At 65.7% G+C, this 25,933-nt stretch carries 21 protein-coding genes; 15 read left to right on the top strand and 6 right to left on the bottom strand.

From position 1 onward, the window contains the following. The first annotated feature begins 14 nt into the window (after positions 1–14). From ACE191_RS01205 to ACE191_RS01180, 6 genes are all read left to right on the top strand, one after another. Positions 15–626, top strand: coding sequence for a TetR/AcrR family transcriptional regulator (locus ACE191_RS01205; protein ID WP_400190352.1), 612 nt, complete (start codon positions 15–17; stop codon positions 624–626). Between the two features lie 10 nt (positions 627–636). Next, entirely contained in the window at positions 637–1,635 is a 999-nt protein-coding gene (gene paaA, locus ACE191_RS01200) for a 1,2-phenylacetyl-CoA epoxidase subunit PaaA (protein ID WP_400190351.1), read from the top strand. Between the two features lie 113 nt (positions 1,636–1,748). After that, positions 1,749–2,411: a phenylacetic acid degradation b gene (locus tag ACE191_RS01195; protein WP_400190350.1), complete on the top strand. Its 663-nt coding sequence runs from the start codon at positions 1,749–1,751 to the stop codon at positions 2,409–2,411. A gap of 119 nt (positions 2,412–2,530) precedes the next feature. Continuing rightward, positions 2,531–3,280, top strand: coding sequence for a 1,2-phenylacetyl-CoA epoxidase subunit PaaC (gene paaC / locus ACE191_RS01190; RefSeq protein WP_400190349.1), 750 nt, complete (start codon positions 2,531–2,533; stop codon positions 3,278–3,280). 29 nt (positions 3,281–3,309) lie between these two features. Continuing rightward, positions 3,310–3,789, top strand: coding sequence for a 1,2-phenylacetyl-CoA epoxidase subunit PaaD (gene paaD, locus ACE191_RS01185; RefSeq protein ID WP_400190348.1), 480 nt, complete (start codon positions 3,310–3,312; stop codon positions 3,787–3,789). Between the two features lie 83 nt (positions 3,790–3,872). After that, on the top strand, positions 3,873–4,466 hold the full coding sequence (locus ACE191_RS01180) for a hypothetical protein (protein ID WP_400190347.1): 594 nt from the start codon (positions 3,873–3,875) through the stop codon (positions 4,464–4,466). A 507-nt stretch (positions 4,467–4,973) separates the two neighbouring features. On the opposite strand, the gene ACE191_RS01175 is transcribed toward ACE191_RS01180, so the two are convergent. Both ACE191_RS01175 and ACE191_RS01170 read right to left on the bottom strand, forming a co-directional pair. After that, positions 4,974–6,719 (bottom strand): M3 family oligoendopeptidase, encoded by a 1,746-nt coding sequence (locus tag ACE191_RS01175; RefSeq protein ID WP_400190346.1) that lies wholly within the window; start codon positions 6,717–6,719, stop codon positions 4,974–4,976. Positions 6,720–6,941: 222 nt separating this feature from the next. Then, positions 6,942–8,051, bottom strand: coding sequence for a 2Fe-2S iron-sulfur cluster-binding protein (locus tag ACE191_RS01170; protein ID WP_400190345.1), 1,110 nt, complete (start codon positions 8,049–8,051; stop codon positions 6,942–6,944). Positions 8,052–8,350: 299 nt separating this feature from the next. Between ACE191_RS01170 and ACE191_RS01165 the strand changes: the two genes are divergently transcribed. Together ACE191_RS01165 and ACE191_RS01160 are read left to right on the top strand one after the other, a co-directional pair. Further along, positions 8,351–9,049, top strand: a complete 699-nt coding sequence (locus ACE191_RS01165; protein ID WP_400190344.1) for a peptidoglycan DD-metalloendopeptidase family protein — start codon at positions 8,351–8,353, stop codon at positions 9,047–9,049. Positions 9,050–9,111: 62 nt separating this feature from the next. Beyond that, positions 9,112–9,504 carry a GxxExxY protein gene (locus tag ACE191_RS01160; protein WP_400190343.1) on the top strand — a complete coding sequence of 131 codons (393 nt, stop codon included), beginning with the start codon at positions 9,112–9,114 and terminating at the stop codon, positions 9,502–9,504. Between the two features lie 79 nt (positions 9,505–9,583). On the opposite strand, the gene ACE191_RS01155 is transcribed toward ACE191_RS01160, so the two are convergent. Then, positions 9,584–10,732 (bottom strand): ABC transporter permease, encoded by a 1,149-nt coding sequence (locus ACE191_RS01155; RefSeq protein ID WP_400190342.1) that lies wholly within the window; start codon positions 10,730–10,732, stop codon positions 9,584–9,586. Between the two features lie 114 nt (positions 10,733–10,846). Here ACE191_RS01155 and ACE191_RS01150 point away from each other — a divergent pair, with 114 nt between their 5' ends. From ACE191_RS01150 to ACE191_RS01125, 6 genes are all read left to right on the top strand, one after another. Further along, entirely contained in the window at positions 10,847–12,097 is a 1,251-nt protein-coding gene (locus ACE191_RS01150; protein ID WP_400190341.1) for an exo-beta-N-acetylmuramidase NamZ domain-containing protein, read from the top strand. A 330-nt stretch (positions 12,098–12,427) separates the two neighbouring features. Beyond that, complete coding sequence (msrB, locus tag ACE191_RS01145) at positions 12,428–12,991, top strand: peptide-methionine (R)-S-oxide reductase MsrB (RefSeq protein ID WP_400190340.1); 564 nt, start codon at positions 12,428–12,430, stop codon at positions 12,989–12,991. A 182-nt stretch (positions 12,992–13,173) separates the two neighbouring features. Beyond that, positions 13,174–13,722 (top strand): hypothetical protein, encoded by a 549-nt coding sequence (locus tag ACE191_RS01140; protein ID WP_400190339.1) that lies wholly within the window; start codon positions 13,174–13,176, stop codon positions 13,720–13,722. Positions 13,723–13,865: 143 nt separating this feature from the next. Then, complete coding sequence (locus ACE191_RS01135) at positions 13,866–15,617, top strand: T9SS type A sorting domain-containing protein (RefSeq protein ID WP_400190338.1); 1,752 nt, start codon at positions 13,866–13,868, stop codon at positions 15,615–15,617. A 193-nt stretch (positions 15,618–15,810) separates the two neighbouring features. After that, the gene (fmt, locus tag ACE191_RS01130) at positions 15,811–16,761 is read left to right on the top strand and encodes a methionyl-tRNA formyltransferase (RefSeq protein WP_400190337.1); all 951 of its coding nucleotides are present in this window, start codon (positions 15,811–15,813) and stop codon (positions 16,759–16,761) included. A gap of 154 nt (positions 16,762–16,915) precedes the next feature. Continuing rightward, entirely contained in the window at positions 16,916–17,413 is a 498-nt protein-coding gene (locus ACE191_RS01125) for a dihydrofolate reductase (protein WP_400190336.1), read from the top strand. A gap of 5 nt (positions 17,414–17,418) precedes the next feature. Here the strand turns inward: ACE191_RS01125 and ACE191_RS01120 are convergent, their stop codons facing one another. The 3 genes from ACE191_RS01120 to ACE191_RS01110 all read right to left on the bottom strand — a co-directional run bounded on the left by ACE191_RS01120 (position 17,419) and on the right by ACE191_RS01110 (position 25,197). Continuing rightward, positions 17,419–18,657 carry an acyltransferase family protein gene (locus ACE191_RS01120; RefSeq protein WP_400190335.1) on the bottom strand — a complete coding sequence of 413 codons (1,239 nt, stop codon included), beginning with the start codon at positions 18,655–18,657 and terminating at the stop codon, positions 17,419–17,421. Between the two features lie 114 nt (positions 18,658–18,771). Then, on the bottom strand, positions 18,772–23,946 hold the full coding sequence (locus ACE191_RS01115) for a C25 family cysteine peptidase (protein WP_400190334.1): 5,175 nt from the start codon (positions 23,944–23,946) through the stop codon (positions 18,772–18,774). Positions 23,947–24,090: 144 nt separating this feature from the next. After that, on the bottom strand, positions 24,091–25,197 hold the full coding sequence (locus ACE191_RS01110) for a PorV/PorQ family protein (RefSeq protein ID WP_400190333.1): 1,107 nt from the start codon (positions 25,195–25,197) through the stop codon (positions 24,091–24,093). Positions 25,198–25,567: 370 nt separating this feature from the next. On the opposite strand from ACE191_RS01110, the gene ACE191_RS01105 reads away from it, so the two are divergent. After that, entirely contained in the window at positions 25,568–25,921 is a 354-nt protein-coding gene (locus ACE191_RS01105; protein ID WP_400190332.1) for a PadR family transcriptional regulator, read from the top strand. Positions 25,922–25,933 lie beyond the last annotated feature (12 nt).

Genomic DNA, 25,933 nt, shown 5'->3' with positions numbered 1-25,933 from the left:
AGCCCCGAGCAACCATGGAAACCACGGCCCCTACCCTTTCGCGCAAGGCGCAAATCGACCAGACGGCCACCGCGCTGTTTCGGCAGCGGGGCTACTCGGCCACGAGCATGCGCGAGCTGGCCGCGGCCCTGGGCATCGAGGCCGGCAGCATATACTCCCACATCCGCTCCAAGGAGGAAATTCTGCACCGCATCTGCTTCCGCCTGGCCGACGAGTTTATGGTGGGCTGGCGCGAAGCCACGGCCGACGACGCGGCTTCGGCGGCCCAGCAGCTGCGCCGCGCCATCGAAAGCCACGTGCGCGTGCTCACCCGCAACGCCGACGCCTCTGCCGTGTTCATGCACGAGTGGCGCCACCTGTCCGAGCCGGCCCACACCGAGTTTCTGCATCTGCGCCAGCGCTACGAGGCCGGCTTCCGCGAGCTAATTGCCCGCGGCGCGGCGGCCGGCGAGCTGCGCACCCCCGACCCCGCCTTCGCGGCCCTCACCCTGCTGGCCAGTCTGGCCTGGCTGCCGTCCTGGTTTCGCGCCGACGGCAAGCTGGGCGCCGAACAGATTGCCGAACGCCTCGCCGACCAGCTGCTGGGCGGCCTGGCCCCATTTTCCCCGACTTCTCACGCCCACTAACCACCACGCCATGTACGGTTCCGCAAGCACCCACGACATTCCGGCCAACGCCGCGACCGGCCTCGAAAACGAGGACCCCGTTCTGCTGGCCGAGTTTGAGGCCCGCATTGCCCGCGGCGAGAAAATCGAGCCCGACGACTACATGCCGGCGCTCTACCGCAAGCAGCTCATCCGCATGATTGAGCAGCACGCGCACTCCGAAATCATCGGCTCGCTGCCCGAGGGTACCTGGATTACCCGTGCCCCCGGCTTCCGCCGCAAAATGGCCCAGATGGCCAAGGTGCAGGACGAGGTGGGCCACGCCCAGCTGCTGTACTCGGCCGCCGAAACCCTGGGCAAGACGCGCGAGGACATGATTACCGACCTGATCAACGGCAAGTCGAAGTATTCGAACGTCTTCAACTACCCCACGCCGACCTGGGCCGACTCGAACGTGATTTCCTGGCTGATCGACGCGGGTGCCATCGTCAACCAGATGGCCAATGCCAAGGGCTCGTACGGTCCCTACTGCCGGGCCCTGGAGCGCATCTGCGCCGAGGAGTCGTTTCACCTCAAGTACGGCCACGACGCGGTGGTGCACATGGCCACGGGCACGCCCACGCAGCGCCGCATGATGCAGGAAGCCCTCAACCGCTGGTGGCCGCCCATCATGACTTTCTTCGGCCCGGCCGACAAGATGAGCCAGCACACCGAGATTCTGATGCGCTGGAAGGTGAAGATGGCCTCCAACGACGACTGCCGCCAGCAGTTCCTGGACATGTACGTGCCCAAGATTCTGGAAATCGGCCTGACCCTGCCCGACCCGAACCTGCGCAAGAACGAGGAAACCGGCAAGTGGGAATACACCGAGCCGGACTGGGACGAGCTTAAGCGCGTCATCAACGGCGACGGGCCCTGCAACCAGGAGCGCCTGGCCGTGCGCCGCGCCGCCGAGGAAAACGGTGCTTGGGTGCGCCGGGCCCTCAAAGCCAAGCAGCCGGCCCGCCAGTACGTGCGCCCCCTGGCCTAACCTTATTCAATGAGCGAATGGCCGGGCGGGCAGCCAGCCTGCGGCCGAAGGCTTTCCCCACTTCGGCCGCTGCGGGCTCGTTCAGCCATTCGCTCATGCCTTTTTCCCCGACTATGCTTACTTCTCTCGACCCGCGCATTGCCCGGCTCGGCCTGCCCGACGCGCCGCCCCACCTCGACCCCAAAGAGGCGCTGGACCAGTTCGAGACCTACGAGGTCTTTCACCAGAAAAAGGACGGCGCGGCCTTCACCTACGTGGGTCCGGTGCACGCACCCTCGGCCGACGTGGCGTTTCTATTCGCCAAGGAGCAGTACAGCCGCCGCTTTGCCTGCACCGGTATGTGGGTGACGCCTACCCGCGCCATCAGCCTGACCCGCTACGTGGGCGACCAGGAATCGGTGTACGACTCGCTCACGGAAGCCCTGCCGGCCCGCGGCGCCGCGCCCGACGAGAGCGTGCAGCAGCAGGACAGCTACGCCCGCGGCGAGGAAGACTACGCCATTTTTCACCTCAAGAAGCGCGGCAAGGCGCACACCCACGTGGGCATGGTGCGGGCCACCTCACCGGCCGAAGCCCTGCTGCAGGCCAAGGCCACCTTTGGCGAGCAGCGCCCGGTGGTGAACGTGTGGGTGGTGCGCTGGGCCGACGTGCTGACCTCGGACGACGACGACCGCGACATCTGGAGCACCACACCCGAGAAAAAGTACCGCGACGCCATTGCCTACAAGGTGCAGGACCGCATCGACCGGTTTAAACTGGAAATGGGTAATAGGTGATGAAGTGACTTTTGGGTGACAGGTAACACGTGACACGTTTTTTGGCTGACCTATTACCTGCTCCCTACCACCTGTTACGTGTTACCTGTCACTTCATCACCTGTCACCCCATCACCCGCATGACTCCCCTCAAAAACCTGCTCTACCGCCTCGCCGACGACCAGCTCATTCTCGGGCACCGCAACTCGGAGTGGAACGGTCTCGGCCCTATTCTGGAAGAAGACATTGCCTTCTCGTCGATGGCCCAGGACAAGCTCGGCCACAGCCTGCAGCTGTATTCGCTGCTGCACCAGCTGGGCGAGGCCGAGCCCGACACGGTAGCCTTCACCCGCAACGCCCCGCAGTTTCACTGCTGCCAGCTGGTGGAACTGCCCATCGGCGACTACGCCTTCAGCCTCATCCGCCATTTTCTGTTCGACCACGCCGAACTGCTGCGCTTCGAGCTGCTGGCCGACAGCTCCCACGAGCCCCTGGCCCAGGTGGCCCGCAAGCTGAAGGGCGAGTTGAAGTACCATGTGCTGCACGCCAACACCTGGGTGAAGCAGCTGGGCAGCAGCACCGACGAAGCCATTGAAAAGCTGCAGCACGCGCTGGATTTCACCCTGCCCTACGCCCTGGGCATCTTCGAAACCACCGAGCTGGAAGACGCCATCGTGGCCGAGGGCCTGTTTGCGGGCGAAGCCGAGCTGCGCACCCGCTGGCAGGAAAGCATCGGCAAGGTGCTGGCCCAAACCCGCCTGGAGCTGCCCGACCTGAGCACCCTCACGCCCGTGTACGGCGGCCGCGGCGGCCAGCACACCGCGCACCTGCAGCCCCTGCTCGACGAAATGGCCGAGGTGTTCCGCCTCGACCCCACCGCTGACTGGTAATTAATAATTCCTAATTATTAATTACTCCCATGGACAAGGCAACGGTACTGGAGTGGCTGACGGAGGTCAAGGACCCGGAAATCCCGACGGTTTCTTTGGTTGACCTGGGCGTGATTCGGGCGGTGCGCGTGGCCGACGACGGGGCCGTGACCGTGCGCATGACGCCCACGTTTTCGGGCTGCCCGGCCATGGACTACATGCGCCGCGACGTGGAGCGGGTGCTGCGCGAGCACGGCGTCGAGCAGTTCGTGGTGGAAATGTCGCTGGAAGAAGCCTGGAGCAGCAACTGGGTAACCGAGCGGGGCCGCGAGGCGCTGCGGGCGCACCGTCTCTCGCCGCCCCCGCCCCACCAGGGCATCATCGACCTCGACATTCTGGAGTACGCCGAGTGCCCCAACTGCGGCTCGCACAACACCACGCTCCGCTCCCCCTTCGGCCCCACGCTCTGCCGCGCCCTGCACTACTGCAACGACTGCCGCCAGGGTTTCGAGCAGTTCAAGCCCGTGTAGGTTTACTGGCCGATTTGCTTTTTCTTCGCCAAGCACCGCCGGCGCGGAATATTCTGCGCCCGACTCGCGTTGTGCCCCTTGCTATGCGTAAACTACTGCTTTACCTGCCGCTGCTGCTGTTGCTGGCCGCGGCCTCCTGCCGCAAAACCGCCGACACGCCGGCGGCACTCGACCCGATGTCGCCCGCGGCGGCCCGCGCCCAGCTCGACGTGCTGCGCGACACCGTGGACGTGCGCTGGCGCCAGATGCGCGACAGCGACAACCAGAAGCTGGTGGCTACCAAGGCCGTGCTGCAGGAACTGGGCCGTCTGCCCGGCGCCAACCCCGGCCAGCTGCGCCAGCTCGACAACGCCAACGACCGGCTGCTGGGCATCCGCTACGACCAGCAAACCATGTCCTCGTCGGAGCGCATCGATGCCTACGACCTGGCCCAGGACTCGGTGCTGCGGGCCGTGTACGACCTGGCTCAACCCCAGTATGAGAAAAGCAAGGACGTGGAGGCACTGACCGAAACCATCAAGGTGGCCGACAGCGAGGTAGTGGGCTTCCGGGTACGCTACGACCGCGCCGCCAAGCACTACAACAGCTACCTGCAGCAGCACGCCGAGGCGCTGAAGAAAGCCGGCCGCAAATACGCCGAGCTGCAGCCCCTGCCGCTGTTCGAGCTGAAAAATTAACGGGCTCTTCCGCCCCGCATCTGCCCGCCGCCCGGTTGCCCACCCGCAACCGGGCGGCGTTTTTTGGCCCCGCCCTTAGCCGCTGCCTCTTCCCACACTATGCCGCTGTCGTTGCGCTGCGCAACCCCAACGCCCGGCTTAGCTCGCTGCCAGCCTGAGATTTGATGCCAGTTCTTCCGCAGATTTAGCGTCGAGCCCGCGCCCGCCAGCCCCCGCAGTCACCATTCGCACTTTCATCCGCTTCGCTGGCTGCGGTTACGCCCCAGAGCTGCGCAACGGCCGTTGCCTACAGTTCCTGGATGATCTGTGAGAGGCCTACCCCAAGCCCAACAGCCAGAAGGTTTTTCAGCAGCTATTCCGCCGACCCGCGCCCCGGTGGCTGAATAGTTGGACGAATCCCACAAACCGACGGCCAACCCAGCAGCAAATGACCGGTCCAGAAACGACTCGGCTCCGCACTACCAATTGGTGATGCGGGGCCGCGATGGGTTTGGAGGCGGGTCTGATCTACAGCTGGGCCATTTCGGCGCGCACGAAGTCGACCAGGCTGCGCAGGTAGTCGGTGCTGAAGTCGAAGCGGATGCCGGCGGCCTCGTAAATCTCGCCGATGGTGGCGGTGTAGCCCAGGGCCAGGGCGCGCTTGTAGGCGTCGAGGCCGGCCTGCGGGTCGTGGCGGTAGTTGCGCCACACGGCAATGGCACCCAGCTGGGCCATGGCGTACTCGATGTAGTAGAACGGCACTTCGTAGAGGTGCAGCTGCTTCTGCCACAGCCAGGGCTTGTAGCTTTCCAGACCCTGCCAGCTCACGGTGCGCTGGTTGAACTCATCGAAAATCTCCTGCCAGTACGCCTGCCGGTGCGCCGAGCTGTGGGTGGGATTCTCGTAGATCCAGTGCTGAAACTTGTCGATGGTGGCCACCCAGGGAAATGTTTCCAGCACCGATTCCAGGTGGGTTTTCTTGGCGCGGCGCAGTTCGTCCTCGTCGGCGAAGAATACGTCCCAGTGGTCCATGGAAATCAGCTCCATCGACATCGACGCCAGCTCGGCCACCTCGCTGGGCGGGTGCTTGTCGGCGCCCATGGGCAGGCGGCGCGTGAGGAAGGAATGCACGGCGTGGCCGCCCTCGTGCAGCATGGTAATCACGTCGCGCAGCGAGGAAGTGGCGTTCATGAAAATGAATGGCACGCCGGTTTCGTCGAGCGGGTAGTTGTAGCCGCCCGGCGCCTTGCCCTTGCGCGACTCCAGGTCCAGGTGGCCCATCTCGCGCATGGTGGTCAGGCAGTCGCCCAGAAAGGGGTCGAGGCGCTGAAACACGGTGATGGTTTTTTCCAGCAGCTCCTGCCCGGTGTCAAAGGGCCGCAGCGGGGCCTTGCCCGACACGTCCACGTCGAGGTCCCAGGGGCGCAGCTCGCTCAGGCCCAGGTCGCGGCGGCGCTGCTGGTCGATTTCGTCGATGAGCGGCACCACGGTTTCCTGGATGGCACGGTGGAAGGCCCGGCAGTCCTCGGCGGTGTAGTCGAAGCGGCCCAGGGCGGCAAACATGTAGTCGCGGAAGTTGGCAAAGTCCGCGTTCAGGGCCATCTGGTGGCGCAGGCCCACCAGCTCGGTAAACAGCGCGTCGAGCGGCTGCACGTCCTGGGCGCGGCGCTCCTGCACGGCCCGCCAGGCTTCTTCGCGCCGGGCGCGGTCGGTATCCTTGAGGCGGTCGGCGGCGCGCTGCAGGGTCATTTCCTCGCCGTCGAGGGTCACCATCATGGCGCCCACCACGGCCGCGTACTGCTGCTGCTTGGTGCTGATGTCGGTTTTGAGGGGAATGTTTTCGGCGCGGTAGATTTCCAGGGCCCGGCGCACCGAGCGCAGGAAAATGCGGTAGCGCTGCTGGTCCAGGTCGGCGGCAAAGGGCGAGGCTACGAGCTTTTCGTTGAGGGCGTGGTCGTGGGGCGCCACGTTGGGCTCAATCTCGCTCACGAAGTACTGGAAGTCGGCGCTGCGCTGCTCGTTCTGGGTGTCGCAGGTCATGCGGATGTAGCGCCAGGCCAGGTCCTCGCTCAGCACCGATTCCAGCTCCGAGCGGTCGAGCAGCCAGCGTTCCAGCTCCGCGGCCGAGCCAATGGGCCGCTCGCGCAACTCCTGGAAGTAGGGCTTGATGGTGGCCCAATCGGTAACGGCGAAGGACTCGGGCAGGTAGCGCCGGGGCGGACGAGCGGGCGTCGTCACGTCGGCGGTGAGGTCGGGGGCGGCAGGGTAAGGCATGGAAAAGACAACGGTATGAGGGCAATTTCTACGCAGAACCAGGCCCGGGGGCCACGGCAGAGCAACGAAATTGCGTTGCGGCCGGTGAATGTAAGCAGGATGCGCCGAAGCCGGTCGCCGGTCGGCCACGCCCGCCGGCTCCGGCTGGAGCTAGTACAACCGGGGCCCGGCAGGAATGATTACCTGCCGGGCCCCGTAACTACAACCCGATCGGGGGCTGCCTTAGTCGATTTCGATGACCACGTCGTTGGTGAGCGGGTGGCCCACGCACACCAGCACGTAGCCCTGCTTGAGCTCCGAGTCGGACAGGCCTTCGCGCTCGTCGAGGTGCACCTTGCCCGAGTGGCACTTGCCACGGCAGGCCGTACACAAGCCGGCCTGGCAGCTGTAGGGCAGGTCGATGTCCTGGTCGAGGGCCGCTTCGAGAATGGTTTGGTCGGGCCGCACCTCAATCTGGTAGTCGGTGCCCTCGTACTGAATGGTGACGGTGCGGGCGCTGATGGCGTCGTCGTCGTCGGCCGTGACGGTGCCGTGGCCCTCGGGCTGACCGGCGGCGGCTTCGGCCGAGTCGGCCGAGGCCACGAAACTCTCGCGGTGAATGCGCTCGGCCGGCACGCCCAGCAGATCCAGGGCGGCGCGGGCTTCGGCCATCATGCCCTCGGGGCCGCACATGTAGTATTCGGCCTGCGCGGGCGGCAGTGCGTGGCGCTGCTCCAGAATGCGCAGCAGCATGGTGCGGTTGAGGCGGCCCTTGAACTGGTGCGCCCCGCCGCTGCCCAGGGGCTGGCTGTACACGTGCTCTACCTGGAAGCGGCCGGCGTACTGCTGCTCCAAGGCCTGAAGCTGGGTTTTGAAGATAACCGAGTCCTCGTTGCGGTTGCCGTACACCAGCAGCACCTGGCTCTGGGGCTCTTCGTGCAGCACGGCCTTCAGAATCGACATGAGCGGGGTCACGCCCGAGCCAGCGCCGATCAGCACCAGGGAGCGGGCCGCGGCGGCGTTGGGCTGCACCGTGAAGTTGCCCATGGGCGCCATCACCTCCAGCTGCTGGCCCACTTGCACGTTGTCGAGCAGGTAGTTGCTCACCAGTCCGCCCGGCACGCGCTTCACGGTTACCGACAGGCGGGGCGTTTCGTGGGGGGTGCTGCTGAGCGAATACGAGCGGCGCGCCGGGCGCTTGCCCGCCTCGCAGGGCACAATCAGCGTCAGGAACTGCCCGGGCTGGCTAGCAATGGGCTGGCGGTCGGCGCGCTCGAGGTGAATGGTAACGCAGTCGTCGGTTTCGTGAGTCAGGTCGACGACGTTCAGGGTGAGGTAGGGGCTGGTGCTCATGCGGTTCTCGGCCGCTAGCGGCGGCGTGCGAAAACTGGGGTTCGGTGAAACAAACGGTGGGTGGGCCTCCCGGCCAACGGCCGTGCAAGGTACGGCAAAAGGCCGCAAAAGGCTGAATCCGGTGCATCTTCGCGCCGCATGACCTTTGTCAGTTGTCAGTTGTCAGTTGCCAGTTGCCAGTTGTTAGTGCATGGTGCTTAGTTGATAGTTGCAGGTTGTCAATTGCCAGCTGATAGAGTGTACTCCGGCACGAACAACGAAAAACCAACAACAAAAAACGAAACCCCAACAACCACATAATGACCGCACTTTCCCAGCTGCTGCGGCGGCACCAGGCGACTTTTGGGCCGGTGCTGCCCGTCGACCTCAACGGGACCGACGTAACCCGGCTTGACTTCACCGCCGCCAACCCCATCGTGGCCCAGGCCGACCTGCGCGACACCGAATCGTTCGACCAGCTGGTAAACGAGCTGCTGGCGGTCCGGCAGGCCCGCGTGGGCGTGGGCGGCTACCTCGAAAACCGCGTTATCTACCGCCGCAGCCCCGGCTTGTTTGGCGACCCGGCCGTGCCGGCCCGCTCCCTGCACCTGGGCGTGGACGTGTGGCTGCCCGCCGGCGCGCCGGTGCTGGCCTTCATGCCCGCGGTGGTGCACAGCGTAGCCGACAACAACCACTTCGGCGACTACGGCCCCACCGTGATTCTGCAGCACGAGCTGGCGGGCACCACGTTCTACTCGCTCTACGGCCACCTCGGCCGCCTGGAATGCGCCGCCCTGTACGAGGGGCAGCCGCTGGAACAAGGCCAGGCCTTCGCCGCCGTGGGGCCCTGGCCCGAAAACGGCGACTGGCCCCCGCACCTGCACTTCCAGCTCATGGCCGATCTGCAGGGCCGCCGCGGCGACTTCCCCGGCGTGGCCCTGCCGGAGGAACGGGAGCTGTGGGCAGCGCTCTGCCCCGACCCAAACCTGGTGCTCCAATCACGGATTCTTGCGGATTAGACGGATTTCACGGATTTTGTAGACGATTGTTTCGCTACGCCAATTCGTTGTTCCGTGCTATCATGCTGCTTGATATCCGCCACAATGCGCTGACGCATCAGATCATTGGCTGCGCCATGCGCGTGCACCGGGCTTTGGGCTGTGGATTTCCGGAAGCTGTTTATCAGCGCAGCCTGGCGGTGGAACTGGAAGAAGCCAAACTTGACTTTGCCAGCGAAATTCACTTGCCGGTGTATTACAAGCACGTTGAAGTAGGTGCCCGGCGGGTCGATTTTCTGGTGGCCGGCACGGTGCTGGTAGAGCTAAAAGCTACCCACGAGCTTACGTCGGCCCACCACGCCCAAATCATCAACTACCTCCACGCCTACAAGCTGGAGGTAGGGCTGCTGATCAACTTCGGCCAGGATAGCCTAGTGTACAAGCGCTTCCTGAAAAACCACGCCGCCCAGCCGTAGCCGAATCCAACGCTTCAGTCGTACATTGGCAAGCGTCCACAAAATCCGTGGAATCCGAAAAATCCGGACAAATCCGTGATCAGTCGAACTTGATGGCCACCACCGGCTTGATGCGGGCAATGAGGTAAGTCGGAATCAGCACGGCCAGCTGCGAGGTCACGAACACGGCCACGTTGATGAGCACAATCACCTGCGGGTCCCAGTAAATCGGCACCCGGTCCATGTAGTAGTTCTCGGGGTCGAGCGGGATGGGGTGGAAAAAGTACTGGATGGTGCAGAAGCCCAGCCCGATGAGGTTGCCCCAGAGCATGCCCTTGAGCGTCAGGTTCAGGCCCCGGAAAAAGAACATGCGCCGGATCTGGTTGTCGGTGGCGCCGATGGCCTTTAGAATCCCGATCATGTTGGTGCGCTCCAGGATCATGATGAAGATGGTGGCCACCATGTTGAAGGTGGCCACGAAGATGATCAGCAGCAGGAAGATGACCACGTTGCGGTTCAGCAGCTGCAGCCAGTCGAAGAGCTGGGCGTACTGGTCGGTAATCTTGTCGACTTTCTGGTCGTAGCGCAGCGTGGCCAGCAGGGTTTCCGACATCTCGTCGAGCTGGCGGAAGTCTTTCAGCACCACCTCGTAGCCGCCCACCAGCGAGTCGTTCCAGGCTTCCAGCTCGCGCACCTGCCGGATGTCACCCATCACGAACACCTCGTCGAACTCGTCGAGGCCGGTCTGGTAAATGCCTGCCACCACGAACTTGCGCACCCGCGGCGGGTTCTGAATAAAGTAAAACAGCGCGTCGTCGCCCACTTTCAGGCGCAGCTTGTCGGCCACCTTGCGCGAGAGCAGCACCTGCTCGGAGGCGGCCGAGTCGGGGAAGCTCAGAAACTTGCCGGCCACCAGGTTGGCGCGCATGGGCGAGGCGCCCATTTTTTCGTCGATGCCCTTGAGCACCACGCCCATCACCTCGTCGCGGGTTTTGATGATGGCCGTTTTGCGGGCGAAGGGCTGGGCCCCGCTGATCTGCGGGTAGCGCTTGAGCTCCTGCGCCAGCTCGGCCCCGTTGATGGGCTCTACCTCCAGCGAGTTGTTGTTGTCGTACTTGCTGATGGTGAGGTGGGCCCCGAACGAGAAGATCTTGCTTTGAATCTCGTTGCGGAAGCCTTCCAGGATGGCAAACGACACCACCATCACCGCCACGCCCAGGGCGATGCTAATGATGGCTATCTTTGTCACCGACGAGGTAAATGAACCCGAGTCGGCTCCGTCAATCTTGTTGGATATGTACCGCGAGACGTTCACTGGCCGTAAAGCTACGCGAACGGGGTCAGTTTCAACGCCCAACTTCGCATGATGGCCTCATACGTGATTCACGGCGCTTGTTCGCTGTTTTTGTCGATTTCCGCCTGCGCCCGCCCCGCTGCGCCGGTCGCTACGTCGCCCGCTGCCCCGGCTTCGGCCCCGGTGAGCCGCTCAGCGCCAGCGCCTAAGCCCGCGGCCCCGGCCCTGAAAATGGGCGCCGAGCGCTTCGACCAATATTTGCCTTTGCTGCGCGGCAAGCGCGTGGGGCTGGTGGTCAACCAAACTTCCCTGGTGGGCCGCAGTCACCTGGCCGACACGCTGCTGGCCCAGGGCGTAGCGGTGAAAACCATTTTCTCGCCCGAGCACGGCTTCCGCGGCGAGGCCGCCGACGGGGCCACCATCAAGGACGGGAAGGACGCCCGCAGCGGGCTGCCGGTTCGCTCGCTCTACGGGGCCACCAAGAAGCCCACCGCCGAGATGCTGCAGGACCTGGACGTGCTCATCTTCGACATTCAGGACGTGGGCACGCGCTTTTACACCTACATCAGCACCATGCACTACGTGATGGAGGCCGCCGCCGAGCAGGGCAAGTCGGTGCTGGTGCTCGACCGCCCCAACCCCAACGGCTTTTTCGTCGATGGGCCGGTGCTGGAGCCCGCGCACAAGTCGTTCGTGGGCATGCACCCCATTCCCATCGTGCACGGCCTGACGGTGGGCGAGCTGGCGCGCATGATCAACGGCGAGAAGTGGCTGGCCGGGGGCAAGCAGTGCGCGCTGACGGTGGTGCCGGTGCAGGGCTACACCCACGCCACGCGCTACGCGCTGCCGGTGCGGCCCTCCCCCAATCTGCCCAACGCTCACGCCGTGGCCCTCTACCCTACCCTGTGCTTGTTCGAGGGCACCGACGTGAGCATCGGTCGGGGCACCGACGCGCCGTTTGAGGTGGCCGGCGCGCCCACCCAGCCCCGCACCCGCCCGTACTCGTTTACGCCCCGCCCCACGCCCGGCTCCACCTCGCCGCCCCAGAACGGCAAGCTCTGCTACGGCATCGACCTGCGCCAGCTGCCCATGACCGAGTCGTCGGGGCTCACCCTGCGCTACCTCATCGACTTCTACCAGCAGAGCACGGCCAAGGATAAGTTTTTCGGCAAGTACTTTGAGCAGCTCACCGGCACGCCTACCGTGCGCCAGCAGATCATCGAGGGCAAATCGGAACAGGAAATCCGCCGGTCCTGGGAGCCGGCCCTGGGCCAGTACAAGCAGATGCGCCAGAAATACCTGCTCTACCCCGAGGCGTAGCCAGCAGGGCGCCGCCAGCGAGAAGCGGTGCGAATCGCACTCCAAAAGGCCCTCATGCAGAGCGGGGTAGAGACGCAAGGTTGTGTCTCGGCGTTGACCGATGACGCCCACCTGGCGCGCACGACGAGACGCAAGTATGCGTCTCTACCCCGTTCGGGAATCCTGCCAATCAGGCGAAGCGGTAGAGAGACTTCGCTCGGGGCTCAGCATGAACCGCCAGGAGCTTGGGCAGGCTGCCGGCGCCGCTTTCCCCAAATGCCCGGCATACCCCGCCGGAAACCGATGCGGCTGGCTACTTCGTATGGTTGGCGTACTTCTCGCTCTCCCGCCATGCGTCTTCGCTTAACCGGCCTGCTGCTCGCCGCCCTCTGCTGCTTTGCCACCGCCCACGCCCAAACGGCGCCCGGTCGGCCCCAGCCGGCGAAGGCCACCCCCACGGCGCGGCCCGCCAACCCTTACTATTCGCGCACCGACACCACCCGCCTGCGCCTCTCCGACGCCCAGTGGCGGAAGCTGCTGCCGCCCGCCATGTACCACGTAGCCCGCGAGCAGGGCACCGAGCGCGCCTTCAGCGGCCCGCTCTGGAACGCCACCGGCCGCGGTACCTACTACTGCGCGCCCTGCGGCAACGCCCTGTTTCGCTCCGACGCCAAGTTTGCCAGTGAGTGCGGCTGGCCCAGCTTCTTCGAGCCGCTGCGCGCCCGCGCCGTGCGCTACCAGGCCGACCACTCCCACGGCATGGAGCGCATCGAGGTGCTCTGCGGCCGCTGCGACGCCCACCTGGGCCACATCTTCAACGACGGCCCGCCGCCCACTTACCAGCGGTTCTGCATGAATTCCCTGGTGCTCGACTTCGTGCCCAGCGGCGCGGGCGCCCTGGGCCGCCTGCGCTGAGCAGCGACTGGGCTGGCCCAGGCAAGCAGCTTCACCGACTTCTATCCGCCGCTGTTGCGGGGGCCTACCCCGGCCTTGTTGCACGTTTGCTTGTTGCAATTTATTTTGCAACATTCCATTTTGCAACAAGGGTGGCCTTGTTGCAAAATGGAAAACGTTTTCATTCGTGTAACATAAGCGCTATGCTGGCTGATCTGCGGGCGGTTTTTGGCCTTACTCAACAACGCCTGGCCTCCTGGCTGGGCCTCAGCCGCGCCGCCCTGTCGATGGCGGAAGCCGGCCAGCGCGGCCTGCCCCAGGCCAGTCGCCTGCGCCGGATTCGGCTGGACCTGGCCCAGTCGGGACTGGTGCCGGGCGCGGGCGGAGTGGCGCTGCCGCCGCAGCCCGCCCCGCCGGTCTACCCCGAGCCCTTGGTGCGCCGCCTGGCCGACTGCCGCTACCACGCCCAGCGCCTGCGCTTCGAGCTGCAGGATTTGCGGGCGCGGGCCGCGCAGTACGAAGCCCGCCTGGCGGCCCTGCCGGCCCTGCGCGCCTGGACCGGCCCGGTGGCCAACCCGGCGCACGACGCCAATTGGCTGAGCTTATTTGAAGGTGAGGCAGTAGATGGCCTGCAGCTCGCCTGCGGCGCGGGCCCGCAGCGGCTGCTGGAAATCCGCATTGCCGGGCTGGAGCGGGAGGCGGAGCTGCTGGATGAAGCCCTGCGGGAGCTGCCGGAAACGGCTCCATTCTAGGCCGGGTCGGTGGGGCCGGCACTTTCAGTGCAACCCTAGGGTGACGGCGAGGTTCTATGCAGCGAATTTTCGGTTTGGCACTGCCGCGAACGGGGCTTTACCTTGCGGGAATTTTGTCCTGACTCTTACTGGCAACCGCCCCTATGGCTCATTCTTACAACTCTTTGCTCTTCTCGGCGCTGCGGCGCGTAGTGGCTCCCGTGGCGTTGGGGGTGTTGGGCCTGGCGGCCCCAGCCCGGGCCCAGGCGCCGGCCTGGCAGGCGGTGCAGGCCACCACCCAGCTCAGCGGCAACGTGTCGGCCGTCAGCGCCAGCACCGTCGATTTGACGGGCAGCGTGTTTCTGGTGGGCACTTTCCGCGGCACCGTCAGCTTCGGCAGCCATTCCCTGACCAGCCCGGGCGGCGCCTGCTTTATTGCCAAGTGGCGGCCGGGCACGGGCTTTCACTGGGCGCAGCGGCTGGACGTGAGCACCGTGGCAAACGTGAGCTTCAACGGCGCCGCCCTTTACGTAGCCGGCAGCTACGCCGCCCCCACGGCCACCCTCGGCCCCCTTACCCTGACCTCGGCCGGCGGCTCCGACGGCTACGTGGCCCGGCTTACTGACCTGGGCTCGACCTGCTCCGTGGAGTGGGCCCAAAGCCTGGGCGGCCCCGCCGACGACCAGATTCTGACCATGGCCCACCGCGGCCAGAGCGTGTTTGTGGGCGGCGACTTTGCCAGTTCCACCCTCACGCTGGGCAGCCTCAGCCTGCTCAACTCCAGTCCCGGCAGCACCGATGCCTTCGTGGCCAAGGTGGCCGACGCGGGTACTGCCGGCGAACCGTACTGGGCCGAGCGCATCGGCGGGCCGGGCCGCGACTACGTGGGTGCCCTGGCCGTCGACAACGTGCGCCTGTACGTGGGGGGCGGCTTCTACGGCGCCACCACCACCATTGGCAGCACCATCCTCACCAACACCAGCACCAGCCCCGCACTTGCCACCTCCGACGCCTTCGTGGCCCGGCTCACCGACGGCGGCTTCAGCAGCAGCGGCTTTAGCTGGGCCGAGCGCATTGGCGGGCCGGTGTTTGAGGAAGTTTCGGCCCTGGCCGTGAACGGCAGCAGCGTGTACGTGGCCGGGCGCTTCAACAGCCTCACGGCCACGCTGGGCAGCACCAACCTGACCAACGCCAGCGGCAGCTTCGATACGTTCGTAGCCAAGCTCACCGACAACACTAGTGCCGCCGCCCTGGCCTGGGCCTACCGGGCCGGCGGCAGCGGCCACGACGCCCCGGCGGCCCTGGCCGTGCGCGGCAGCAAGCTGCTCATGGCCGGCGCCTTCTACAGCGCCACGGTCAGCTTCGGCCCCCACACCCTCACCAACGCCAGCCCGCTCGACACCTACGACATCTTCCTGACTCAGTTGGAAGACGCGGGCAGCAGCGCCGCCTTTACCTGGGCCCAGCGCGCCGGGGGCTCCGGCGACGACGACGTGCGCAGCCTGGCCGTGCGCGGCAGCACGGTGTACGCCGCCGGCTCGGTTATGCCTACGGCCGGCTTCGGCACTCATTCCGTTACGACGCCAGCGGGTTCCCAGGTAGCTTACCTGGCCTCGCTCACCGACCTCACGCTGAGCACCGCCGCTCCAGCTTGGGCCGCCGGCCTGCAACTGTACCCCAACCCCGCCCGCCACGCCGCCACCGTGCAGCTGCCCGCCATTACCGGCGCCACCCAGGAGGAGGCTACCCTCACGCTCACCGATGCCCTGGGCCGCGCCGTGCGCACCCAGCAAGTGACACTGGGCCCGGCCGGCACCCGCACCGAGCTGGCCCTGGACGCGCTGCCCGCCGGCCTCTACCAGCTGCGGGTGCAGGTGGGCGCGCAGCAGGTGAGCCGCGCCTTGGCCCTGGAGTAAGCGGTTCCAAGGCCTGATGAGGCCCCCCGCAAGGTCTTTCTGGCAAGCGCACTACTCCGTTCGCGCTACGACGCGCTGCAGGCTGACGGCTGGCTCCCCCTCTCTTCCCGGAGAGGGGGCAGGGGGGTGAGGCCCGGCCGGGAGGTGAGGTTCGGCCCGGCTTTCTACTTTTACGGCCTCACTCCCGCTGCGCATGGCTGAATCTGCACCCCTCCGAATCGTCTTTATGGGCACGCCCGAGTTTGCGGTGCCCACGCTCGAAGCCCTGCTGGGCTGGCCCGGTGCCCGCGTGGTGGCCGTGGTAACGGCCCCCGACAAGCCCGCCGGGCGCGGGCGGCAGCTCAGCGAGTCGGCGGTGAAGCAGGCGGCCCGGGCTCACGAGCTCCCAGTGCTGCAGCCCACCAACCTCAAGGCCCCCGAATTCCAGCAGGAGCTGCGCGCCTGCGCGGCCGATCTGCAGGTGGTAGTGGCGTTTCGGATGCTGCCCGAGGCGGTGTGGAACATGCCCCCGCGCGGCTCCATCAACATCCACGCCTCGCTGCTGCCCCAGTACCGCGGCGCGGCCCCCATCAACTGGGCCCTGATTCACGGCGAAGAACAGACCGGGGTGACTTCGTTTTTCCTGCAGCACGAAATCGACACCGGCAACCTGATCTTCCAGGACGTGGTGCCCATCGCGCCCGACGACGACTTCGGCGCGCTCTACGAAAAGCTCAAGGTTGCCGGGGCGCAGCTGGCTTTGCGCACCGTGCAGGCCATTGCCGCCGGCACGGCGCCCAGCATTCCGCAGGCCGCGGCGGGCGAGCTGCGCCATGCCCCCAAGATTCAGAAGGAAACCGGCCGCCTCGACTTCCAGCAGCCCGCCGCCGCGCTGGTCAACCGGGTGCGGGGCCTCTCTCCCATTCCCACCGCCTTCACCACCCTGCCCGATGGCCGCACGCTCAAAGTGTTCCGCGCCGGGGTGCACCCCGACACCCCGGCCGACGCCCAGCCCGGCCAGTGGCTCTCAGACGGCCGCAGCTTCCTGCGCGTGCAAACCCCCGAGGGCCAGCTCGACCTGCTCGACGTGCAGCTGGAAGGCAAGAAGCGCCTGCCGATTGGCGAATTCCTGCGCGGGTTCAATCATTTATCATTGATCAATTAACATTTATCAACTCCCTCCCGCAATAAATGATCAGCGAACCAGTCGGGCCGTAGGTATGGGACCTTCCTTCTTTCGGCTGTTGGCCGGCGGCGGTAGGAGCTGCCTAGTTTGTTGAACAACCGGGCAGGTCGGTCTGATAAATGTTAACTGATAAATGATCAATGACATGGTAGCCTTAGTAGTAGCAGTGGCCGAAAACGGCGTGATTGGGCGCGACAACCAGCTGCCCTGGCACTTGCCGGCCGACTTGAAGCACTTCAAGCAGCTGACCACCGGCCACCCCATCGTGATGGGCCGGCGCACCTTCGAAAGCATCGGACGGCCCCTGCCGGGGCGGCGCAACATTGTGGTGACGCGGCAAGCCGACTGGCAGGCAGAGGGCTGCGAGGTAGTGCACTCGGTACTGGGCGCCCTGGAGCTGGCCCGGCAGTACGACGACGAAGTGATGGTCATTGGCGGGGCCGAAATCTACCGCCAGGCCCTGCCTGCCGCCGACGTGGTGTACCTGACCGAGGTACACTTCTCGCCCGAGGGCGACGCCGTGCTGCCGCCCTTCACCGCCGACGACTGGCGTGAGGAAAGCCGCGAGCGGCACGAGCCCGACGAGCGGCACGCCTACGCCTGCAGCTTCGTGACCCTGCGCCGCCGCTAGCGCGCCTACTCGGCCGCAGCCGGCGCCGGTGCGGGCCGCGGCTGAAACCAGCGCCCGTACACCCGGCGCGACAGGGCGCTGCTGGGCTCAATCACCCAGCGGTGCAGGGCGTAGGCCGCGAGCAGCAGCACGGGCACCGAGGCCAGGGCCATCAGTCCAAAGCTCAGGTGGTAGCCCAGCCGCGCGTGCAGCCCCAGAAACAGCCGGGCCGAAAACGAGCCCAGCACCAGGAAGTGCAGCAGGTAGAGCCCGAACGACACCGAGCCCAGAAACACCAGCCAGCGGGCTTGCAATAGCCTTTGCAGCCGGACCGAGAGCAGCACCGCGCCCAGCAGCAGGGCTGCGGCCGCAATGTGGTGCAGCAGCTCGCTGTGGTCGGGGCCCAGGCGGGGCAGCAGCAGCCAGCGGTAGGGCGAGGCCGCCAGCCCGGTGAAGTACGTGGTGGGGTACGAACCCAGGCCCACGAAGCCCAGCAGCAACAGCCCAACCAGCCAGGGCCGCCCGGCGGCCGGCACCGCTGGGCCGTGCCGGTGCCAGTCGTTGAGGGCCACGCCCAGCACGAAGGCCACCAGGTACAGGTTCCAGGGCGAGAGAAACAGCAGCGTGGCTGCGGCCAGGTAAATCAGCCCCCGGTTGCGGGCCGTGCCGAAAAAGGCCAGCAGGGCAAACACCAGAAAGGAGCCCATCAGCTCGAGGTGCAGGGTCCACAGCACTGGGTTGTAGGCCGGCTCCCCGGCCAGCGGAATGTCGAACACCACGTCCTTGACGAACTGCAGAACCGAAGGCTGGGTCTGCCAGCTGCGCCCAAACCACGCCGCCCCGCTCACGGCTGCCACCTCGTCGTTGCGAAACCAATCCAGGCGCAGCCCCGCGAAGCCCAGCAGCGCCGACGCGGCCACCGGCAGCATCAGGCGCAGGTAGCGGCGGGCTGCCTGGGCCTGCAGGGTAAGCGGGTGGGGCCGGCGGAAGTAGGCCTCGCTGAGCACGAAGCCGCTGAGCACGAAAAACACGCACACCCCCACGCCGTTGCTGCGCAGCAGGTTCAGCGGGGTAGCGGCCAGGGCGTATTCAAAGCCGGGCCACTGCGGCAGGTGCGCGGTAGCGGCCTCCCCGGTGAGCATGGTGGGGTAAAACGCGGTGAGGTAGTGGTTGAGCAGCACTCCGAGCGCGGCCAGCCCGCGCAGCCCGTCGAGGTAGCGCAGGTGGCGGGGCGCGGGCGGAACGGGCGTGGGCGACGTGGACAAGGCGCTGGAGCTGGAGGTAGGTGGGCAAAGGTAGAAGCCGCGGCCGCCCGGCCCGAAAAAAGCGGGGCCCCGACTTTGCAGCCGGGGCCCCGCTTTATCAGCCGGTCGGATGGGTTAGCGCAGCAGCACCAGCTTGCCCCAGTTCTTCTTTACCGACCAGTCGGCGGCGGTGCGGCGGTGCTCAAACTGCCCGTTGGGGTCGTCGAGCACTACCCGGTAGAGGTAGGTGCCGTTGGCCAGCTGGTCGCCGAATTCATCGGTACCGTCCCAGGCGTAGCTGGTGAGGTTGTTGCCGATGCGCAGCTCGCCCAGCTCCGAGCGCATAATCTCCTTTACCACCTTGCCCGTTATCGTCATGATCTGAATTTTCAGGTTCAGATCCTGGGGCGGTACGCTGCCGGTGAGGGTGAACACGAAGCGCGCCTTACTGGTGATGGGGTTCGGGTAAGGGTAGAAGTTGGTGATGGACGTGGCGCTGACCACTTCGAAGGTTACCGCGTAGCGCTGCTGGGCGGCGGGGTTGCCGGCCATATCCGTGGCCTGCGCTTCCAGCTTGTACACGCCATCGGTGAGGGTGCCGGGCTTGAAGTGCACCCGCGCCCGGCCCGCGACCTGGTCCACCGTGAAGCTGATGGCGCTGTTGCCGGTCATCACGATTTTCTCGGCCTGGGTCTGGCCCGGGCGCGTGAGGTAGAGCTCAATCTTCTCGGGGCTGTCGAGCGGGTTGCGGCGGTCCTCGTACTTCACGTCCACCAGAATGTCGGGGTTGGGCGACACGATGTCGCCGTTGAGAATGCGCTGCCCGTCGAAGGCCACGTCGACCACCGGCGGCAGGTTGATGCTCGGGGCCGTGAAAGTGAAGCTCAGCTCGTTGTTGAAGAAGAACCGCTCGGGCAGCAAACCGGGGTTAACCTCTACCCGCACCTGTCCGTCGCCCTTCACGCTGCGCAAATCCAGGCTGAAGGCGTAGGTTACCAGCGAGTCAGACTTGAGGGCGCGGGCCGAAACCAGCTGCACCGCCGGCACCGTACGGTTGTCGGCCATCAGCACCGTGGCGCGGGCCGTTACGCGGTCGGGGAAGTCTTCCAGCGACACGTTCTCGAAGGCTACCTTGAAGTTCATGATGCCGGTGCTGGCGACCTGTGCGTTCAGGCGCGGGGCGGCGTACTCGTCGGCGGCCACCTTGTCGCGGCGCACCACGCCCTCGGGCAGGCCCTTGTAGGTCACCAGCCACTGCTTGAGCTGCGGGGCGCTGTGGCTCACCGAGTCCCAGAGCTGCATCTGCAGACCCAGGTAGGGATACTGCTGGGCCGAAATGCCCGCCAGCGAGAAGCTACGGCTGGTGACGTTGGGGTTGAGTACCACCACCTGGTTGCTGGCGTTGTAGCCGATGAGCTGCAGGCGGTAGCCGTCGGTGGCGTCGGGCAGGCGCACGGTGTGGTAGAGGTTGTCCCAGCGCTGAGCCGGGCCGATGCGGGTACTGGCGATGGTGCCGGCCATGCCGCGGGTGCTCAGCGAGTCAATCAGCTCCACCAGCTGCAGGTTGCGCGGCGTGGTCGAGCCCGGGTCGGCGGTGCGCTCCTTGGCGAAGGCCGGGGTGCCCTTGCGGGCCAGCAGCAGCAGCGGCTCCCCGTCGGTCAGCGAACCGACGCGCTGGGAGCCCAGGGCCGTCAGCTCAGCCTTCAGCGCCGCCGACATGGTACTGAACACCACGCGGTTGATGCTCACCAGCGCCACGTAGTGCCCGGCGGGAATGTTTTGCAGCAGGCGCACCATCTCAACCTGCCGGGCGGCAATGTTGATGTTGGAACCCACGCCGGCAAAGTGGTAGTAAGCGTCGCTGCCCGTGCCGCAGATCTGGTAGGGGCCGCCGGCAATGTTGCTGACGCGCTCCAGGGTCTGGCCGTCGAACACCGCTACCATGAAGTTGGCCGTGTTCGTGCCGCAGAAATTGGTTTGCGTAGTGCCGTTGTCGACGATGCCGTAGCTCTGCTGGAAGGTGTTGGCCCCGGGCGTGCTGCCGCCGCCGGCGGTGCGCAGCTTCAGGCGACGTACCAGCTCGTCGAACTCCCACTTGCCCGAGGGCACCCGCTGCTGAATGCCCTGCTGCTCGTCGCTGGCAAACTGGCCGTGGTGGCTTTGCGACCAGCCGCCGGGGCTGCTGGGAATCAAGCGGAACGAGCCCGTTACCCAGGCCCCGCTCTCATCGGGCTGCACGCTGCCGGGCTCGTAGCGCACCCGCCAGTAGTACACCACCGAGTCGCGGCCCGTGGTGGGCGCGGGCAGGACTGGTTTCCACTCGGCCACGTCGCGGGCGTTGACCACCGTGGGCCGGCGGAAGGGCGAGTTGAATGCGGCTACGGTGTCAAGCTCAAACTCGTAGTTGCGCGGCTGCAGCTGGGGCAGGTTGCTCTGGGCCACCAGGCGCACGTCGGCGCGCCCCACAATGCCGAACTCCGGGGGCGTGAGCAGGGTGATGCCGCCCTGCAGGAAGGTGTAGGCTATTTCGGCCGCGTTGTTGGTTTCCAGCAGCTCGTCGATGCGGTTGGCGGGGTCCACCTCCACCCGGAAGGTATTGCGGCCCACCACGTTGCCCACGCCCGTGTTAGGTAGGGTCAGCAGCAGCACCGTGTCGCGCACCGGGGCCAGCAGGCCGAACGTCTGCACGTAGGCTGCCTGGCTGGGGTTTTCAAAGCGGCGCGTCACGCGCACGTACAGCGAGTCGCCGTAGCAGGCGCTGCCCAGCTGCTCGACCGGCACGCGCAGCTGAAAGCTGGTGGCGCTGGCCCGCACCGGGCCGGTGGCCGGGGCCAGGGGCTGCACGCTCAGGTTGCCGGCGCTGACGGCCAGGTCGGGCTTTTCGGGGGAGTGCAGGCGCACGGCCGGGTCGCCCTGCCACACGGTGCTAAGCGCGGCAATGACGGCCTGGCGGTTGTTGGGCCCGAAGTACTGCATCACGTGGCGGGCCACCTCGGCCTGCACGTCGGCAATGGGCTTGTTGTACCACTGCGGGTCGTTGAAGAGCTTGGTGTAAAGCTGCTTGCAGTACTGGTGCAGCTCGGGCACGTAACCAAAGTCGGAGTTGGCCAGGAAACCGATGGCCCCGCGGTTGGGCGCCATGGTCCACTGCTCGGCCGTGGTGAGGGTCGGCACGAAGGAGCGGCCGCCGGCGCAGCCGTTGTATACCATCACCGGGTACTTGCCCTGGTTGTTGTAGTTGTTGCTGGGGTTGTTGGGGTCGCCCAGATTCAGGTCGAACACCGTGTTGGAGCCGTGGCCGAAAAAGGTAATCATGGCCAGGCCCGCGTTCAGTTCGCTGGCAATGTTGATGGTCACGGGCAGCTGCTCGTACTGCCCCTCGGTGGTGCGGGAGTAGGTGCGCACCACTTTACCGGCGAAGCAGGGCTTTTCGGCAATCTGCTTGTACTCGTTTACTAGGGCCAGGAAATCGGCCTGCTCGCCGGCGTTGCCGCCGCCCGAGAGGTGCAGCAGATTCTTGCGCCAGGGCTGGTAGCCTGCCACCTCGTGCTCCTTGAGCTTGTTGAGGTAGTCGATGACCTGCTGCGCGGTTTGCGCCATCACGCGGCCGGTGGCAATTTGCGGCACGTACTGGTTTAAATCCCAGCGGGCCGAGAAGAAGATGTCGGAAGTGGCGCGGGTGCTGCTGGGCACCAGGTCGTGCACCGTGGCGCGGGCCACATTTTGGCGGTATACTCCACTGCCACCGCCAACCAGCGGTACACTGGTATGCGGCTCCAGGCCCTTGCCCAGCAGCAGCATGTACTTCGAGCGGGAGTTGTTGGCCACCATCCACAGGGCAAAGTGCCGAATGGCCATGGCCGACTTCTCGCCGTAGTGAAACTGGTCGTAGAGCTGCTGGCTGGTTACCACCAGCGTGTCGTAGCGCCCCCCGGCGGCCGAGGCGCGGTAGTCGGCGTAGGCGCGCACGGGGTTGGCGGCGGCCCCAGCCGGCTTCATCAGCAGCGGGTGGCTGACGATAAAGAAGTTGTGGGCCGCGGCCGTGATGTTGCGGAACTGCACGCGCTGCGGGGCGCGGGGCACCAGGGGCTGCGCGGCATCGATGACGTGGTAGCGGCGCGTAGTGGCCAGGGCCGTGGTGGCAAACACCAAAAGCTGCCGGTTGGCCGCTACGGGTTGTCCCTCGTGGCGGCTCACGTTGTAGGGGTTGGTGACGTCGTAGCCGATGGTCTGGGCTGGCGTGTTGCTCAGCTCAAAGGAAGTGGCCGTGTTGGCCGTCGAGTCGTTGGTAAAGGCGTTGGCCCGTCCGCTCACCCACTGGTTGGATTGGGCGTAGGTAACCCGCATGAAGGTGGGCCGCACGTAGCTGGAGAGCGTGCCGGTGGTAGGCACCACAATGGCCAGCTTCACCGTAACGGTACCCGTGGCCGAAATATCGCCGCGCTCGAGGCGGTAGCGCACCCGGGCCGGGTCGTAGGAGTTGATGGTTACCTGTCCCAGCTGCCGCTCGGTGCCGTTGGGCTGCACCAGCAGCACGCGCACGAAGTGCTGGCTGCGACCCCATACTCCATTAAGCCCCAGGTCAAGCCAGGGCTCGGGACCGTTGGGTTCCACGTTACGCAGCGAGTCAATGACGTAGTTGCGGCTTAGAGGATACTCCGTTGAACCAGTACCATTGACCATAGCCCCGATGCCAGGGCCCATAAAGGCCTCGCCCCGGTCAACCCAGGGATAGTACGACTCGGCTTCGGAACCGTCGCCGCCCCCCAGGGCGGCATTCACCAGCACCTGCGTGCGGGTAGCCAGGCGGTACTGCTGGGCCGGCACGCTGGGCAGGCTTAGGTTCACCTGTGCCATGCGCTTGTTGGCGGTGGAGGTGTTCCAGGTCAGGAAGTAGGCGGCCGTGTCGGTGTACTGGCTGTAGAACGTGTGGGGCTGCCGGCTCGGGTCCTTGTACATGGCCCGGTCGAGCTGGCCGTCGTTGCGCTGGCCGTAGAACTCCACGTAGCTGGTCGCGTCGAGGGCGCTGGGGTTGCCGCCGGTGTGAATGGCCACCTCCTGCCCGCGCCGGAACAGCTGCAGCCGGGCCGGGTTCAGGCCCGCCGGCACCCCGGCCTGCTGCAGGTACTGGTAGTCGAGCCGGTAGATACCGTCCTTGAGCACCTTGATCTTGGCGTATTGCTGGCCGTGGTTGATCCACTCGTTGCCGTAGGGCCCCGACTGGGCCCGGGCCGGCGCCCCGCCCAACACTCCCAGCAGGGCGGCCAGGGTCAGGAAAACCAGCGGTAAGCGCGGGTATATCTGTTTCATAAAGGATTACCGTTGGGTGTCGAGCGAATCGGGCAGCAGCGGTTGCGGAAACGATGGTTGAGGACTCGGCTGGGCCGGCTGCGGGTACTGGCGGGCGAAAACCCGGCCGTTCCCGGCGGCCCTACCCGGTGGTTATCTGGTTGATCAGAAACCGTAGCCGAGGGAAACGATGATGGAATTGGCCTGGGAGCTTTGCCCCAGCGACTCCACCGCCAGGCGCGTGAGGGCCAGATCGAGGCGCAGGCCGCTGGTGGCCACGCCCACGCCCAGGGTAGGTTGTACGCGCCACTCCTCCTGGCCGTTGAAGGCTTTGATCTGCTGGGCATTGCTCACCCCGCCGCGCAGAAACACCAGGTTGCGGTAGCCCAGCTCCAGCCCGCCGTGCGGGGCTATGCTGATCAGGCCCGTCGAGATGGGGGCATTGCGGCGGCCGTCGGTGGTCATTTCCAGGTCGATGGCGGCCAGGGCCGAGAACTGCCCGGGCAGCTGCACGTAGCGGCCCACGCCCAGCACCAGCCGGGGCAGCGTCACCTCGGTGCTGTTCTTGGGAATGTACTCGTCGGGGTCGGCGGTGGGCGCAAACTCCTCGGAGTTGATGGACCAGGCGTTGAAGGTGGTGGTGATGTCGCGGGCCATCAGCCCCAGTTGCCAGTTGTTGCGCTGGTACTGCACGCCCGCGTCGAGGCCGAAGCCCCAGGCGTTGGCAAACGAGCCCACATTGCGGTAAATCACCTTGGCGTTGGCACCCACCTGCAGCCCTTCGATGAAGTCGAGCTTGCGGGCGTACGAGAGCAGCAGACCATAATCGGCCACCGAAAAGCGGGTAATCTTGCTGTAGTCGATGTAGCCCGTGTAGGGGTCGACCAGGTTGCGCGTGTCGGCAATGTCGTCGACGCCCACGCGAATGATGGAGGCGCCGATGGCGCTGCGCTCGTCGAGCGGCATGGAAAACGCCGCGTAGTCGTTTTTGACGATGCCCGAAAACAGCTCCGAGTGCATCAGCACCGCGTCGTACTTGGTTTTCTGGCGCAGCAGGCCCGCCGGGTTCCAGTAGCCAGCGGTGGCATCCTGGGCCAACGACACCTGCGTGTTGCCCATGGCCAGGGCCCGCGCCCCCACTCCGATGTTCAAGAACTCATTGCTGTACTTGGGCGTGGTGTCCTTGGAAGACTGGGCCTGCGCACTGGCAGCGGCCGCCAGGAACGACGCGGTGAGCAGTATGGCAAAACGACGCGGGAAGACGTGTGGCATAGCGAAACGAAAAGGAAAGCCCGGGGCTGATTCGGCCTTCACAACGCAAGTTATTTATTTATAGTGCGGGGAAAAGGGTGCGGGCCGCCCCCGCCGGCCGCCTGGCTACGCGCACGCGGCTAACAGCGGCCGCCCCTCCGAAGTTCAGCCGCTCGCGCCGGCCCTTGGTACCCCCACCCGGGCCACCCGCTGGCGGACAAACCGGCCTGCCTACCCGTTTAATTGGCTTCCGTATAATTTTAACTAATTGATTTTCAGGTAATAAAATACAAATAGCATTATTAGCGAAAATATTTCCGAACAGTACCTTGCGTTACAAAGTACCTGCCTTTATATTTGTACCATACTTCACCGACTACCGCCGAAGCCAATGAAAGTCGAAAACACCCAAGTGCAGATGCGGAAGGGCATTCTGGAATTCTGCATCCTGGAAATCATCGCGCGGGGAGAGGTTTATGCCTCCGACATGCTGGATGAACTCACCGCCGCCCGCATGCTCGTGGTCGACGGCACGCTCTACCCGCTGCTGACCCGCCTCAAGAATGCCGGCTTGCTGGACTATACCTGGAAGGAATCGACCAGTGGTCCACCCCGCAAGTACTACACGCTCACGGCCGTGGGGCAGGAGTTCCTGCACGAGCTGCGCCTGACGTGGGAGGAGATTGAGGATTCCATCCGCATCATCCGCACCAACCCCGGCCGCCTGGCCCCCGACGGTCAGTAACCCCCGCCGGAG

This window comes from Hymenobacter sp. B81 (assembly GCF_044628455.1).
GTDB lineage: Bacteria > Bacteroidota > Bacteroidia > Cytophagales > Hymenobacteraceae > Solirubrum.
This window is presented reverse-complemented; position numbering and strand designations above follow the sequence as displayed.

Excerpts from the sequence above, each read along its gene's own strand:
- ACE191_RS01115 (WP_400190334.1), bottom strand. The coding sequence starts at position 23,946 with ATGAAACAGATATACCCGCGCTTACCGCTGGTTTTCCTGACCCTGGCC.
- ACE191_RS01135 (WP_400190338.1), top strand. The coding sequence starts at position 13,866 with ATGGCTCATTCTTACAACTCTTTGCTCTTCTCGGCGCTGCGGCGCGTA.
- ACE191_RS01170 (WP_400190345.1), bottom strand. The coding sequence starts at position 8,051 with ATGAGCACCAGCCCCTACCTCACCCTGAACGTCGTCGACCTGACTCAC.
- ACE191_RS01175 (WP_400190346.1), bottom strand. The coding sequence starts at position 6,719 with ATGCCTTACCCTGCCGCCCCCGACCTCACCGCCGACGTGACGACGCCC.
- ACE191_RS01205 (WP_400190352.1), top strand. The coding sequence starts at position 15 with ATGGAAACCACGGCCCCTACCCTTTCGCGCAAGGCGCAAATCGACCAG.
- ACE191_RS01140 (WP_400190339.1), top strand. The coding sequence starts at position 13,174 with ATGCTGGCTGATCTGCGGGCGGTTTTTGGCCTTACTCAACAACGCCTG.
- ACE191_RS01165 (WP_400190344.1), top strand. The coding sequence starts at position 8,351 with ATGACCGCACTTTCCCAGCTGCTGCGGCGGCACCAGGCGACTTTTGGG.
- ACE191_RS01195 (WP_400190350.1), top strand. The coding sequence starts at position 1,749 with ATGCTTACTTCTCTCGACCCGCGCATTGCCCGGCTCGGCCTGCCCGAC.
- fmt (WP_400190337.1), top strand. The coding sequence starts at position 15,811 with ATGGCTGAATCTGCACCCCTCCGAATCGTCTTTATGGGCACGCCCGAG.
- ACE191_RS01105 (WP_400190332.1), top strand. The coding sequence starts at position 25,568 with ATGAAAGTCGAAAACACCCAAGTGCAGATGCGGAAGGGCATTCTGGAA.
- paaC (WP_400190349.1), top strand. The coding sequence starts at position 2,531 with ATGACTCCCCTCAAAAACCTGCTCTACCGCCTCGCCGACGACCAGCTC.
- ACE191_RS01150 (WP_400190341.1), top strand. The coding sequence starts at position 10,847 with ATGATGGCCTCATACGTGATTCACGGCGCTTGTTCGCTGTTTTTGTCG.
- paaD (WP_400190348.1), top strand. The coding sequence starts at position 3,310 with ATGGACAAGGCAACGGTACTGGAGTGGCTGACGGAGGTCAAGGACCCG.
- ACE191_RS01125 (WP_400190336.1), top strand. The coding sequence starts at position 16,916 with ATGATCAATGACATGGTAGCCTTAGTAGTAGCAGTGGCCGAAAACGGC.
- ACE191_RS01160 (WP_400190343.1), top strand. The coding sequence starts at position 9,112 with ATGCTGCTTGATATCCGCCACAATGCGCTGACGCATCAGATCATTGGC.
- paaA (WP_400190351.1), top strand. The coding sequence starts at position 637 with ATGTACGGTTCCGCAAGCACCCACGACATTCCGGCCAACGCCGCGACC.
- msrB (WP_400190340.1), top strand. The coding sequence starts at position 12,428 with ATGCGTCTTCGCTTAACCGGCCTGCTGCTCGCCGCCCTCTGCTGCTTT.
- ACE191_RS01180 (WP_400190347.1), top strand. The coding sequence starts at position 3,873 with ATGCGTAAACTACTGCTTTACCTGCCGCTGCTGCTGTTGCTGGCCGCG.
- ACE191_RS01110 (WP_400190333.1), bottom strand. The coding sequence starts at position 25,197 with ATGCCACACGTCTTCCCGCGTCGTTTTGCCATACTGCTCACCGCGTCG.